The sequence below is a fragment of the Moritella sp. genome (assembly GCF_033791185.1).
Taxonomy (GTDB): Bacteria; Pseudomonadota; Gammaproteobacteria; order Enterobacterales; family Moritellaceae; genus Moritella.
The window spans coordinates 1-12621 of record NZ_JASJHF010000046.1 but is presented as its reverse complement, the minus strand read 5'-3'; the positions used below and the strand labels follow the sequence as shown (position 1 = coordinate 12621).

The 12621-nt window shown below is 41.6% G+C and carries 15 protein-coding genes and 1 other RNA gene; 4 read left to right on the top strand and 12 right to left on the bottom strand.

The features are described from left to right. Positions 1 to 11 precede the first annotated feature (11 nt). The 3 genes from rsmH to rsmI form a co-directional block, all read right to left on the bottom strand. On the bottom strand, positions 12 to 956 hold the full coding sequence (gene rsmH / locus QNK26_RS02815) for a 16S rRNA (cytosine(1402)-N(4))-methyltransferase RsmH (protein ID WP_319220743.1): 945 nt from the start codon (positions 954 to 956) through the stop codon (positions 12 to 14). 155 nt (positions 957 to 1111) lie between these two features. Then, positions 1112 to 1487: RNase P RNA component class A (gene rnpB / locus QNK26_RS02810), an RNA gene on the bottom strand. Positions 1488 to 1530: 43 nt separating this feature from the next. Further along, on the bottom strand, positions 1531 to 2370 hold the full coding sequence (rsmI, locus tag QNK26_RS02805) for a 16S rRNA (cytidine(1402)-2'-O)-methyltransferase (RefSeq protein WP_319220742.1): 840 nt from the start codon (positions 2368 to 2370) through the stop codon (positions 1531 to 1533). 84 nt (positions 2371 to 2454) lie between these two features. Between rsmI and QNK26_RS02800 the strand changes: the two genes are divergently transcribed. From QNK26_RS02800 to QNK26_RS02785, 4 genes are read left to right on the top strand one after another with little or no spacing between them, the layout of a single operon-like run. Next, positions 2455 to 4335 (top strand): penicillin-binding protein activator, encoded by a 1881-nt coding sequence (locus QNK26_RS02800; protein ID WP_319220741.1) that lies wholly within the window; start codon positions 2455 to 2457, stop codon positions 4333 to 4335. After that, complete coding sequence (locus tag QNK26_RS02795; protein ID WP_319220740.1) at positions 4298 to 4705, top strand: YraN family protein; 408 nt, start codon at positions 4298 to 4300, stop codon at positions 4703 to 4705. Before QNK26_RS02800 ends, QNK26_RS02795 begins: the two co-directional genes overlap by 38 nt. A gap of 11 nt (positions 4706 to 4716) precedes the next feature. Further along, complete coding sequence (locus QNK26_RS02790; RefSeq protein ID WP_319220739.1) at positions 4717 to 5313, top strand: SIS domain-containing protein; 597 nt, start codon at positions 4717 to 4719, stop codon at positions 5311 to 5313. Positions 5314 to 5315: 2 nt separating this feature from the next. Beyond that, positions 5316 to 5864: a BON domain-containing protein gene (locus tag QNK26_RS02785; RefSeq protein ID WP_319220738.1), complete on the top strand. Its 549-nt coding sequence runs from the start codon at positions 5316 to 5318 to the stop codon at positions 5862 to 5864. Positions 5865 to 5962: 98 nt separating this feature from the next. On the opposite strand, the gene sspB is transcribed toward QNK26_RS02785, so the two are convergent. From sspB to zapE, 9 genes are all read right to left on the bottom strand, one after another. Further along, on the bottom strand, positions 5963 to 6454 hold the full coding sequence (sspB, locus tag QNK26_RS02780) for a ClpXP protease specificity-enhancing factor (RefSeq protein ID WP_319220737.1): 492 nt from the start codon (positions 6452 to 6454) through the stop codon (positions 5963 to 5965). A 3-nt stretch (positions 6455 to 6457) separates the two neighbouring features. After that, positions 6458 to 7093, bottom strand: a complete 636-nt coding sequence (gene sspA / locus QNK26_RS02775) for a stringent starvation protein SspA (RefSeq protein ID WP_319220736.1) — start codon at positions 7091 to 7093, stop codon at positions 6458 to 6460. A gap of 112 nt (positions 7094 to 7205) precedes the next feature. After that, positions 7206 to 8006, bottom strand: a complete 801-nt coding sequence (locus QNK26_RS02770) for a cytochrome c1 (protein WP_319220735.1) — start codon at positions 8004 to 8006, stop codon at positions 7206 to 7208. After that, positions 8006 to 9220, bottom strand: coding sequence for a cytochrome bc complex cytochrome b subunit (locus QNK26_RS02765; RefSeq protein WP_319220734.1), 1215 nt, complete (start codon positions 9218 to 9220; stop codon positions 8006 to 8008). The genes QNK26_RS02770 and QNK26_RS02765 overlap by 1 nt, the downstream gene beginning before the upstream one ends. Continuing rightward, a complete protein-coding gene (petA, locus tag QNK26_RS02760) occupies positions 9220 to 9810 on the bottom strand; it encodes a ubiquinol-cytochrome c reductase iron-sulfur subunit (RefSeq protein ID WP_319220733.1) in 591 nt (196 codons plus the stop codon). The genes QNK26_RS02765 and petA overlap by 1 nt, the downstream gene beginning before the upstream one ends. Positions 9811 to 10188: 378 nt before the next feature. Next, positions 10189 to 10581, bottom strand: coding sequence for a 30S ribosomal protein S9 (gene rpsI / locus QNK26_RS02755; RefSeq protein WP_319220732.1), 393 nt, complete (start codon positions 10579 to 10581; stop codon positions 10189 to 10191). Positions 10582 to 10599: 18 nt separating this feature from the next. After that, positions 10600 to 11028: a 50S ribosomal protein L13 gene (rplM, locus tag QNK26_RS02750; RefSeq protein ID WP_319220731.1), complete on the bottom strand. Its 429-nt coding sequence runs from the start codon at positions 11026 to 11028 to the stop codon at positions 10600 to 10602. 248 nt (positions 11029 to 11276) lie between these two features. Next, positions 11277 to 12209 carry a type I pantothenate kinase gene (gene coaA / locus QNK26_RS02745; RefSeq protein ID WP_319220730.1) on the bottom strand — a complete coding sequence of 311 codons (933 nt, stop codon included), beginning with the start codon at positions 12207 to 12209 and terminating at the stop codon, positions 11277 to 11279. 253 nt (positions 12210 to 12462) lie between these two features. Beyond that, positions 12463 to 12621: AFG1/ZapE family ATPase (gene zapE / locus QNK26_RS02740; protein WP_319220757.1), on the bottom strand; the 159-nt coding region annotated here is incomplete at its 5' end.

Here is a 12621-nt window from a genome sequence, read left to right as displayed (position 1 = left end):
TGCCGAACATATTACAACTTCTCCGCCACGCGTAATACTGAACTACGTGCTCGAGGGTTTAGCTCTAATTCAGCTTCCGAAGGTTTTAGCATTTTACCCACCGCTTTCATGGTGCGGCTTTTATCAATTTCTTCTTGCATAATAGGTAAGCCGTATGGCACTTCTTTACCACGAGCTTGTTTACGAATGAACTGTTTGACAAGGCGATCTTCTAGCGAATGGAAACTGATCACAGATAAACGGCCACTACCAGGTTTGAGGCATTGTAATGCGCCGGCTAATGCACGTTCAATTTCTTCTAACTCACTATTAATATAAATACGGATCGCTTGGAATGAACGCGTGGCTGGATGCTTGGTTTCTTTCTTTGATTTCGGCACCACACGGCAAATTAAGCCCGCTAGCTGTGACGTTGTTTCAAATGGCGTACCATCACGATCGAATACAATCGCACGGGCAATTTTACGGGCAAATTTCTCTTCACCGAATACTTTTAATACCCAAACGATATCATCATAGTCCGCTGTTGCTAACCATTTTGCCGCACTGATACCAGATGTTGGGTCCATGCGCATGTCTAACGGGCCATCACGTAAGAAACTAAAACCACGTGATGCATCATCTAATTGTGGCGAAGACACACCAAGGTCTAATAACACCCCATCAATTTGTTCTGTTAAATTTTTAGTTTCCATATATTCAGCGATACCAGAGAAAGGTCCGTGAACAATATCAAAACGTGGGTCTTCTAATTTTAGCGCTTCACCGACAGCAATCGCCTCTGGATCACGATCGATTGCGATTAAGCGACCATTTTCACCAAGTTGCGATAAAATAAAGCGTGAGTGACCACCGCGACCAAAAGTACCGTCAATGTAAATACCATCCGGTTTTATATCGAGTCCAGCGACGGTTTCGTTAAGTAAAACGGATACGTGTGCAAATTCTTGTGTCATGGCGATGAAAGCTCTTAAAAATACTTTAAATAATAGCAGGTGCTAAAAAAGGTTATTGTAGCGTAAAAGGTCTAGTTATGGGAGCGTAAATATAATGAAGGTAGTACGAAGAAAGAAAAACAAGAACCTAACTACACAGTACTGAGTAGAAAGGTTCTTGGAGTTGGTCGATAAGCCGGGTTTTGTCGTGGACAATCATTCCTCTAGGTCTGCAATCGCTCACAGACTCAAGCAACCTACCCGCTTTCAGCGTGGGCCACGCCTATAGAAAGCCTATTTGGTCTTGCTCCGGGTGGAGTTTACCCTGCTACGAACTATTACTAGCCGCACGGTGCGCTCTTACCGCACCCTTTCAGCCTTACCTGTGCTTTCGAAAAAGCCATCGGCGGTCTTCTCTCTGCTGCACTTGTCGTAGGCTTGCGCCTCCCAGGCGTTACCTGGCACCCTGCCCTGTGGAGCCCGGACTTTCCTCCCCTCTATAACCTCGATATAAATACCGAGTCATAAAGCAGCGATTGTCTGACCAACTCCAAGGCGGAGGATAATACATAATCTAACCCAGAAAATCCAGTGATTAATCGAAGTTTTCTAAACCCCATTTATACAAGGCGTTCTTTTTGCCGCCGTGAATTTCCGCGGTTAATGCAGCGGCTTTTTTCAATGGCAGTTCTTCATTTAATAATTTAAGTGTATTCAGTACTTTAGCTGGAATTTCTAAACCTGTCGGTTTATAACCAGAAACCAACAATACGATTTCACCACGGCTACGGTTACTGTCTTCAGCAACCCATGCCGCAAGCTCACCCACAGGCATAGTGGTAATACTTTCAAACGCTTTGGTTATTTCGCGCGCAACACACACTTCACGTTCAGGGCCCATGATCGCCGTTAATGCATCTAAGGTATATTGCAGACGACGCGGTGATTCATAAAAAATCATCGTGCGGGTTTCTTCTTTCAATTCCGTAATTTTGTCGTTACGGGCTTTTTCTTTTGATGGTAAAAAACCTTCAAACGAGAAACGATCAGACGGTAAACCAGAAGCACTCATCGCGGTAACTGCGGCGCACGCCCCCGGTAGTGGCACAACATTCACGCCATGTGCACGACAGGTATTCACCAAATGATAACCTGGATCACTGATCAGTGGGGTGCCAGCATCTGAAACCAAGGCGATACTGATACCAGATTGTAATTTTGATACTAAATATTCTGCTTTTTGCTGTTCATTATGATCATGCAACGCAAATGTTTTAGTCTTAATTTGATAATGACTTAACAGTTTACCTGTGTGACGGGTATCCTCTGCCGCAATTAAATCAACACTTCTTAGTATTTCTAAACCACGTTCAGTGATATCAGAAAGGTTGCCAATCGGGGTTGGAACGATAAATAAAGTTGCTTGTTCAGACATTTCATTCTCATGGGTAGTTTTTTGTTAAGCGATGATGCTTTAGTATAGGGGTATTATAAATCTCTTTTGCAGGATAATACACCAATGGAATCTAAGCACAGCTATTCCCGCTTGATTATGTTTTTAAGCTTGAGTTTACTGCTCAGCGCGTGTTCAAGTACCACAACATCTGAAAAAGCAACATCGAAACCACAATCAATCGTTGCACCAGACGTACTGACACAAATTGATCAGCCTGCACAATACTACATTGATAAGATCGCATTAGCGAATAAACCACAAGTCATCTCGTGGCAGTTATTATCGGCACGCGCTCTGATTGCCGAAGGCCACTCACAGCCAGCACTTGATATCTTGCTTTCTGTGGAGCGTAATCCATTATCAAAGCAGCAATTATTTGAAGTTGCTCTGATAAGATCAGAAGCCTACTTACTCGAAAAGCGTTATCAAGATGCGGCAAACGTGCTCAACTTTAATCCTACATTAGATACAGCTGAACAAGCCCATTGGCAACGTTACTATTTATTAAATGCGATAATTGCCGAATTGCTAAATAATAATGCTAAAGCAGTGGCATACCGTGTCACTTTAAATGACTTTCTTGATGCTGAACTGCACAGCACTAACAATAGCCATTTATGGCAACTGGTTTCGGTAATACCGCTCGCTGAATTACAATCATTAACCCTACGTTTTAACACTGAAAGTCCGACATTAGCAGGCTGGTATCAATTAGCGGCGCTGGCACAACAATATCGTACTGAGCCACAATTGTTAATCGACCATTTACAAACATGGAAAACGGCTTACCCACAACACCCAGCATGGAATGGGTTTCCTGCCGAGTTGGTTAAAGCAATGGCAATCACTCCTTACGCACCAAGTAAAATTGCCGTTTTGGCACCATTAACGGGTAAAAGCGCTGTTGCAGGTAAAGCGATTCGAGACGGTATGCTAAGTGCTTACTATCAAGATGACGCGGCCAAAAGTATCGATTTACGTTTCTATGATACCGCCGCCTTGAGTGCCGATGAGTTATACTTACAAGCTATCGATGATGGTGCCGATTTTGTTGTTGGCCCACTGTTAAAATCAAATTTAACCAAAGTATTACCGCTCGTGAAAGACGTGCCATTAATGTCATTAAATAAACTGCCCGCAGCAGAAATACAGACAGCAGAAAATATCTATTACTTCTCATTGAGTTCAAATGACGAAGCCATTGCCGCCGCCAAAAAAATGCATCATGATGGCATCAAGCAACCTCTAGTACTGGCGCCAAATAACCGTACCGGGGAGCGCTTATCTGCTGAGTTTACCAAGCAATGGCAATCTCTGACTAAAGGATCTAGCGAAACGTATAAATATAAAAGTCGTAGCGATATGCAAAAAACGGTGACCTCGCTGTTTTCTGTGACCTCGAGTAATCAACGCATTAGTTTAATGCAAAACCTCGTTGGCGCGGACGTTAAAGCAAAAACCCGTAGCCGCCGCGACATTGATGCGATTTATATTATTGCTACACCTTCTGAAGCCATGTTAGCAATCCCTTACATTATTACGACTCAGAACCCTTATGCACAGCAAGTGGCGGTATATGCGAGCTCACGTACGCATGGCAACAATCTTTCAAAAAGCCAAAGCCGTGATCTCAATGGTTTGATTTTTAGTGACATGCCTTGGTTGTTGAATCCAGATCGCGAACTGAAACAACAAACTTTGGCATTGTGGCCAAATATGTCGAAAATCCAGCAAAACTTATTTGCAATGGGCTACGATTCATTTCAATTAATACCTAACGTGCTACAACTACGTAATTTTCCTAATTTACGCTTAGCTGGCCAGACCGGTATTTTGTACATTAATGATGAAGGCATTATTGAACGTGAGTTTAGCTGGGCAAAGTATCGTTCAGGTAAGATCATACTTGAGGATACTAACCCTGAAACAAAAGCAGCCCCGTAAACGCGGTGAATATTTTGAAGGCATAGCGGCTGAATTCTTACAGCGCCAAGGTTTAATTATTTTGGCGCGAAATTTTGCTTGCCGACAAGGTGAAATTGATCTAATTTGCCAGCACGGCGCGAGCTGTGACACAAAATTAGCAACAGCACTACCCACCTTGGTATTTGTCGAGGTAAAATATCGCCAATACACCCATTACGGTGGTGCAATTTCTGCAGTTCCAATCGCAAAACAACGAAAATTGCGTTATACAGCGCAATATTATATGGTGCGCCACGGAATAAATGAAAACTATACCCCTTGCCGTTTCGACGTGATCGCCATTGAAGGTTCCAGTGATAATATTCAATGGATAACCAATGCTTTTTAGAGTAGATACCCATGTTAGAGCTAATTAAAGAAAATTTTACTGAAAGTATTCAAACCAAGATCGCCGCAGCCGAGGCATTACCCGAATATATTCAAAACTCAGCCATGATGATGGCACAATGCCTATTAAACGGTAACAAGATCTTAATTTGTGGTAACGGTGCATCAGCCAGTTTGTCGCAAAATTTCTCGGCATCATTATTAAACCGCTATGAAACAGAACGCCCTAGTTTACCCGCGCTGGCATTAACTCCTGACTGTACCTTAATGACAGCCATTGGTACCGACACTAGTTTCGATATGGTTTACTCTAAGCAAGTGCGTGCCCTGGGTAATGACGGTGACATTCTGGTCGTTATCTCCGCAGGTGGCCATAGCCGCAATGTGATTAAAGCAATTGAAGCCGCCCTTACTCGCAATATGACCATCGTGGCCTTAACCGGTAAAGATGGTGGTGAAATATCGGGGTTATTGGGTCCACATGATGCCGAAATTCGCGTGCCATCACGCCGAGAAGCAAGAATACAAGAAGTACACGCACTGATCATTAACTGCCTGTGTGACATTATTGATCAAACTTTATTCCCCCAACAAGGGCACGAAGAATAAGTATGATATTAACAAATAAATTAAAATCATGGTTGACGTTCAGTGTGCTGTTATTTAGCTGTGGTGCAATTCAAGGCTGTAGTAACAACGGTAGTTTCAGCCAGTTAATTGATGATGAAACCATTACCCTTGATATCACCGCAGGCCTCAATGACAGCAATAAACAATTGTTGCTCAATAATAACCTGCATATCCTCACTAATAACAGTAAAGTGCTGCTATCTGGTCAGGTAGGAACCGAGGCTGAACGTCAGAAAATCGTGACGATTGCTGCCGAGACCGCATCAGTGCAGCAGGTATATAACCAGATCCGTTTAGGCCCACCAATCTCATTTGAACGCGCGAGCAAAGATTCTTGGTTAACCACCAAAGTAAAAACCAGTATTCTTAATCTGAAAGATGTTGAACCACTGAAAGTCAAAGTGATCACCGAAAATGCGGAAGTGTTTTTGATTGGTCGAGTGACGAAAGCACAAGGCGATCAACTGGCAGAAGCCGCACGCTATGTGGTTGGTGTCGATAAAGTCATTAAAGTATTCGAGTATCGCTAATCAAGCAAAGATTGGCTATATCAAATAAAAAATGCAGTACTGAATAATGCCCGTCGACACATTCAAGTACTGCATAGATTAGTTAATTAAGTGTTATGTTACTTAATGACCCGTAATGCGGGTTTACCTTTAGTTGGTTTAGGACGTTCTGTCGCTTCACTCTTACTTTCAGAGCTCGCAGCAGGTGCACTGACCAACGCAGGGGGACTTTTCTCTTCACTTGGCTCAACAGCTGCTTGTACGCTCTCTTGCTCAGCTTGATCTATATATGCTTGTTCAGGTTCAAACATACTACCAGCACCGTTCTCACGCGCATAGATAGCAGTAATCGCCGCAATCGGCACATAAACATCAAACGGTACTCCACCGAAGCGAGCATTAAAGCTCAATGCAGTATTGTTTAACTCAAAAGCAACTACAGCGCTAGGTGCAATGTTCAACACGATTTGGCCATCTTGAACAAACTGTTGTGGCACGTAAACACCAGCAATATGCGCATCAACAACGATATGTGGTGTTAAGTCGTTATCAAGTAACCACTCATAGTGACTACGTAATAAGTAAGGGCGAATGGGGGTCATTTTATCCATAACTTATACTAACATTCTCATTTCGCGTTCTTGTTCAGTTAAAGATGCTTGGAATGATTCACGATCGAATACTCGTAACATATAGTTCTTTAACTCACTCGCAGCTTGACCTGGAAGATCAATGCCTAGTTCAGGTAAACGCCATAATAACGGCGCCATGTAGCAATCAACTAAGCTGAATTCTTCACTCATGAAGTATGGGTATTCAGCAAAAATTGGGCTGATACTCATTAATGCTTCTTGTAGCTGCTTACGCGCTACAGCCGCTTCTTCAACTGAGCCTTTCATGATCTTAGTAACCAATGAGTACCAATCGTTTTCGATACGGTGCATCATGAGACGACTGCTACCACGAGAAACAGGGTAAACCGGCATCAAAGGTGGATGCGGAAAACGCTCATCCAGATATTCCATGATGATACGTGAGTTATATAATGTTAATTCACGGTCGATTAATGTTGGTACAGTTTGGTATGGATTTAAATCAATTAAATCTTCAGGCAGGTTATTACGATCAACCTGATGAATATCAACACTTACGCCTTTTTCAGCTAAGACGATTCGGACTTGATGACTATATAGGTCAGTCGGTTCCGAATATAACACCATAACTGAACGTTTATTAGCAGCTAAAGCCATGCCACCTCCAATAAATTGTAAACACAAACGCCAATGATAGCCTAAACTAGCATTGGCGGTACGTAATTCTTTTACCAGCAACTTTTACAAGTAATGCGGCAACACTCAGCGATTAATGGATATCACGCCAGTATTCGCGGTTCAGGAACCAAGCAAATACAAGTAAGATAAGTAAGAACCCAATAACCCAGAAGCCCATTTCTTGACGTTCGAGTTGATTCGGCTCTGCTGAGTAAACTAAGAAGTTTACTAAGTCTAACATAGCTCCATCAAACTCTTCTGCTGATAACTCACCGTTTCCATCGGGGCTTAGGTAGCTAGTCAGAATTTCACCTGTTGCAACGCCATTTGCGTCAACAACTGCGGTTTCTTTAACAATTCTAGCACCTTCCGGTAAATCTAGCTCTTGTTCGTTATGTTTTATTTCTAAAAGACGTGCTGTACCTTGCAATTCTTCAAGTACATGCGGCATACCGACACTTGGGAATACCACATTATTTACGCCAAATGGGCGTGTTTCGTCAATATAGAAAGAGCGCAGATAAGTATAAACCCAATCTGCTCCACGTAAACGCGCTTCAAGTGTTAGATCCGGAGGTGTGGCACCGAACCATTTTGCACCACTTTCAGCAGGCATCGCCGTGTTCATTAATGAGCCAACTTTAACCCCAGTAAATACCAAGTTTTCAGACATTGCGTCACGATCAATTCCCAGATCATCAGCAACACGTGAATAACGTTGATATTGTGTCGAGTGACAAGTAGAACAATAATTCATGAAGATTTTAGCACCATTTTGCAGTGATGCTTTATCTCTTAAATCATAATTAGCTTCATCTAAGTGAGCGCCATTACCCGCAGCAAATGCAGCCATTGGCAATAGGGTAAGTAACGCGATAAATAATTTTTTCATTACATTGTCACCCTTTTTGGTAATGGTTTGGTGGTTTCATTCTTACTGTATAACCACAGTAGAGCGAAGTAGCCAAAGTAACCTAATGTAGTAATTTGCGACAATATTGTACGACCAGGTGTTGGCGCTAACGTCCCTAATACACCCAGTATAATGAAACAAATAACAAACTGAGCTAAATTAAGTTTATGCCAAACACTACGGTAACGAATTGATTTCACTTTACCGCGATCTAACCAAGGCACTAAGAATAGCATCACAATAGCAAGACCCATCATGATCACACCACCGAGTTTGTCCGGAACCGCACGTAAAATCGCATAGAACGGGGTGAAATACCACACTGGCGCAATATGGTCCGGTGTTTTCAATGGATTAGCTGCTTCAAAGTTTGGCGCTTCTAAGAAGTAACCACCACCTTCTGGCATGAAGAAAATCACAATACTACATAGGATCAGCATCACCACGACAGCAACAGTATCGTGCACAGTGTAATAAGGGTGGAATGGAATACCATCTTTCGGCCAGCCATTTTCATCTTTGTTTTCTTTGATTTCAATGCCATCGGGGTTATTAGAACCCACGTGATGCAGTGCCACAATGTGTAAGAACACAAGTACTACAAGTACCAGTGGAACAGCAATTACATGCAGCGCAAAGAAACGGTTCAGTGTCGCGCCAGAGATTACATAATCACCACGGATCCAAAGCGTTAAATCATCACCAATTACTGGAATCGCACCAAATAAAGAGATAATAACCTGCGCACCCCAGAATGACATTTGACCCCATGGTAGTAAGTAACCCATGAACGCTTCAGCCATTAATGCTAAGAAGATTAAGCAACCAAAGATCCACAATAATTCACGCGGTTTCTGGTATGAACCATACATAAGACCACGGAACATGTGCAGATATACCACAACAAAAAATGCCGATGCACCTGTTGAGTGCATATAACGTAGCAACCAACCAAATTCAACATCACGCATGATGTATTCAATTGATGCAAATGCACCTTCCCCTGATGGGTTGTAGTTCATTGTTAACCAGATACCCGTTAGGATTTGGTTAACAAAGATAATTGTCGCTAGAATGCCAAAGTAGTACCAGAAGTTAAAATTCTTCGGTGCTGGATATTGGCCAGCATGTTTATTCCACGTATCCGTCATGGGGATACGTTCGTCGATCCAATTGACTAGTTTACCAAACATTAGGCAGCTCCCTTATCCACACCAATTATGATAGTCGTATTGTCCACATAATAATGCGGTGGTACAACTAAGTTCAATGGCGCAGGTACACCTTGGAATACACGACCAGCCATATCAAATTTAGAACCATGACATGGGCAGAAGAAACCAGAAGAAATACCTTCGACTTGTTCACCAAAGCTATCAGGCAGATAAGTTGGAGAGCACCCTAAGTGAGTACAAATACCAACGGCAACAAATAAGTCCGATTTAATCGAGCGGTATTTGTTCTGTGCGTAACTTGGTTGTTGTTCTTGTTCTGATGCCGGATCGCGTAACGAACCATCATGCTGTTCAAGTTCGTTTAATACGCTTTCTGTACGAGATACAACCCATACAGGCTTGCCTCGCCACTCAACACGAATTAACTGGCCAGGTTCAATTTTACTAATATCAACTTCAACGGGAGCACCAGCTGCTTTAGCTTTAGCACTCGGGTTCCAAGATTTGATAAAAGGTACGGCTGCGCCGACAGCTCCAACACCACCTACTACACAAGTAGCAGCAGTTAAAAAGCGACGACGACCAGAATCAACAGGCGCATTGCTCATCCAATTATTCTCCCATTCGGACTCAGCGCAAATTATTTTTATTATCTTGCAGTGAATACCATTTCAAAAAAGATAACTTTTTAATAGCTAAAAAAGTTACATAAATGCCGTTGAATTTTAATTAATTGGTTACATTTTTACAAGGACAATGAGAGATTAATCATGATTTTTCAGTGATTAAGTCAATATCTGTCGCTTATCACCCAGTAAACAGGGCAAGTCGCTCTCTTTCTGTATCAGTAACACACTCACCAACAACAAGATTCATTTAATTTAACAGAAATGCAACCAGATTAAATGCAAAAGCAAAAAAAAGGCAAAAAAAAGCCTGGCATATGCCAGGCTTTTGTCGCAATAAAGCGAGCCACAAAAAACGAATTAACGTTTTGAGAACTGTGGACGTTTACGTGCTTTTCTAAGACCAACTTTCTTACGTTCAACTTGACGAGCATCACGAGTAACAAAACCAGCTGCACGTAGAGTAGGACGTAAAGTTTCGTCATATTCCATAAGTGCGCGAGTGATACCGTGACGGATTGCGCCAGCTTGACCAGTAGTACCACCACCAGAAACAGTGATGTTAAGGTCCATTTTGTCTTGTAATTCAACTAACTCTAGTGCTTGACGAACAACCATACGAGCTGTGTCACGACCAAAATAAACTTCTAAAGAACGTTTATTGATAGTTAGTTGACCATTACCAGCTTTCATGAATACACGAGCTGTTGAACTTTTACGACGACCAGTGCCGTAGTATTGATTTTCTGCCATTTGCTTAAATTCCGTAAATTAGATGTCTAGAACTTGTGGTTGTTGAGCAGCATGATTGTGCTCTGGACCTGCGTATACTTTCATCTTACGGAACATTGCACGGCCTAGAGGACCTTTTGGCAACATACCTTTAACCGCAGACTGGATAACACGCTCAGGTGCTTTTTCAATAAGCTGTTCAAAGCTAATTGATTTTAAGCCACCAATGTAACCTGTGTGCGAGTGGTAAATTTTACCTGCCGCTTTATTACCTGTTACAGTAATTTTTTCACAGTTTACAACGATGATGTAATCACCAGTATCAGCGTGAGGAGTGTACTCAGGCTTATGCTTTCCGCGTAAGCGAGTAGCGATTTCAGTCGCAAGACGGCCTAAAGTTTTACCTTCAGCGTCAACAACGAACCATTCACGTTTGATCGTGCTTGGTGTAGCAACAAAAGTTTTCATTTTATATCGAACCCAATAAAATTTGTTTAAACTATCACATATAGTTATCTATATATGAACTATATACCTTATTTATCCCTTCGAATAAATACATGGCGTCATTAGGACAAGATACCACCACAGCATCTTGTTCGTGGGCAGCACGCATTATAAAGAGAAATGAGTGAAATTTCACCTATATTTTAAAAAAAATAGGATAAATATCACAAAGCATCTGAATAGTATCAAAAAAAATGCTTAAATTTATATTATTTTCGCAATTTAACTTGATGAACTTGATGATTTAGGTCTTTAGTAAGTATCAGGTTAGCACGTTCTCGTGTTGGTAAGATATTTTCTACTAAGTTTTTACCATTAATTGTACGCCAAATGTTCAATGCCACGTCTTTTGCTTCCTGCTCACCCAATTTAGCATAGTGATGGAAGTAGGAACTTGAATCGGTAAAGGCACTTTCGCGTAATTGTAAAAATCGTTGCACATACCAGTTTTCTAAGTTTTCGGTTTCAGCATCGACATAGATAGAAAAATCAACAAAATCTGACACGAATACACGATGCGGGTCATTAGGGTATTCGAGACCTGATTGTAAGACATTTAAGCCTTCTAGAATAACGATATCTGGTTGTTCAACAACCACTTCTTTGCCCGGTTCAATATCATAAGAAAAATGTGAGTAAACCGGCGCGGTAACACGCGCATTGCCTGATTTAATGTCAGCCACAAATTTAACTAATGCATTAATATCATAACTTTCAGGAAAGCCTTTACGCTTCATCAAGTCATGTTCTTTTAAATGAGCATTTGGATACAGAAAGCCATCGGTAGTAATCAAAGCCACGTTTGGGTGTTCACCCCAACATTGCAACAGTGCTTGCAAGATCCTTGCGGTGGTACTTTTACCGACAGCAACACTACCAGCAAGACTAATAATGTAGGGTACCTTCCCCACTTTACGGCCTAAGAACTGATCGCGGACGACACGACGCTGTACACGGTTGGTGACATATAAATTAAGCAAGCGCGAGAGTGGTAAGTAAATATCACACACTTCTTCAATAGAAACGCGTTCATTAATACCTTGTAACTGCTTTAACTCGAGCGCGGATAACGTCAGTGGTACTGACTCACGTAATTCTGCCCAATATTCCCTGTCAAACATTTGATATGGTGAGTAATTCATTAAATTAAAAGCCTACTTAACGCCCTAACAATCACTTACTTTTCATCTTTAAAAGTAAACCTTTGCGATGAACTTAGTGAAGTAATAACTCTATATACTTCACACTTGATGTCCATGCTCGCCGAAACAATAGCCTATATACTTACCGCAACTCAATAAATAAATACGTTTTTTGTAGTATTTTTTTGAATAACGCGCATAAAAACTACCTACTTGGTGCTAAAAACACGCTAATTATTATAATAATCAACGTTTAAGGTAAATGTTCGCGCCCTAAATATTCATGCGATTGCATTTCTTGTAATCGCGATAAACAACGGCGGAATTCAAACTCTAATTGACCTGTAGTATAGAGTGCCGACATTTCAAATTCAGCAGAAATAATTAAGGTCACATTACGCTCATAAAACTC

Coding starts and splice junctions, on each gene's coding strand:
- QNK26_RS02765 (WP_319220734.1), bottom strand. CDS start 9,220: ATGTTTGGTAAACTAGTCAATTGGATCGACGAACGTATCCCCATGACG.
- QNK26_RS02800 (WP_319220741.1), top strand. CDS start 2,455: ATGGAATCTAAGCACAGCTATTCCCGCTTGATTATGTTTTTAAGCTTG.
- coaA (WP_319220730.1), bottom strand. CDS start 12,209: ATGAATTACTCACCATATCAAATGTTTGACAGGGAATATTGGGCAGAA.
- sspB (WP_319220737.1), bottom strand. CDS start 6,454: ATGGATAAAATGACCCCCATTCGCCCTTACTTATTACGTAGTCACTAT.
- QNK26_RS02770 (WP_319220735.1), bottom strand. CDS start 8,006: ATGAAAAAATTATTTATCGCGTTACTTACCCTATTGCCAATGGCTGCA.
- sspA (WP_319220736.1), bottom strand. CDS start 7,093: ATGGCTTTAGCTGCTAATAAACGTTCAGTTATGGTGTTATATTCGGAA.
- rsmI (WP_319220742.1), bottom strand. CDS start 2,370: ATGTCTGAACAAGCAACTTTATTTATCGTTCCAACCCCGATTGGCAAC.
- rplM (WP_319220731.1), bottom strand. CDS start 11,028: ATGAAAACTTTTGTTGCTACACCAAGCACGATCAAACGTGAATGGTTC.
- rpsI (WP_319220732.1), bottom strand. CDS start 10,581: ATGGCAGAAAATCAATACTACGGCACTGGTCGTCGTAAAAGTTCAACA.
- QNK26_RS02790 (WP_319220739.1), top strand. CDS start 4,717: ATGTTAGAGCTAATTAAAGAAAATTTTACTGAAAGTATTCAAACCAAG.
- QNK26_RS02785 (WP_319220738.1), top strand. CDS start 5,316: ATGATATTAACAAATAAATTAAAATCATGGTTGACGTTCAGTGTGCTG.
- rsmH (WP_319220743.1), bottom strand. CDS start 956: ATGACACAAGAATTTGCACACGTATCCGTTTTACTTAACGAAACCGTC.
- petA (WP_319220733.1), bottom strand. CDS start 9,810: ATGAGCAATGCGCCTGTTGATTCTGGTCGTCGTCGCTTTTTAACTGCT.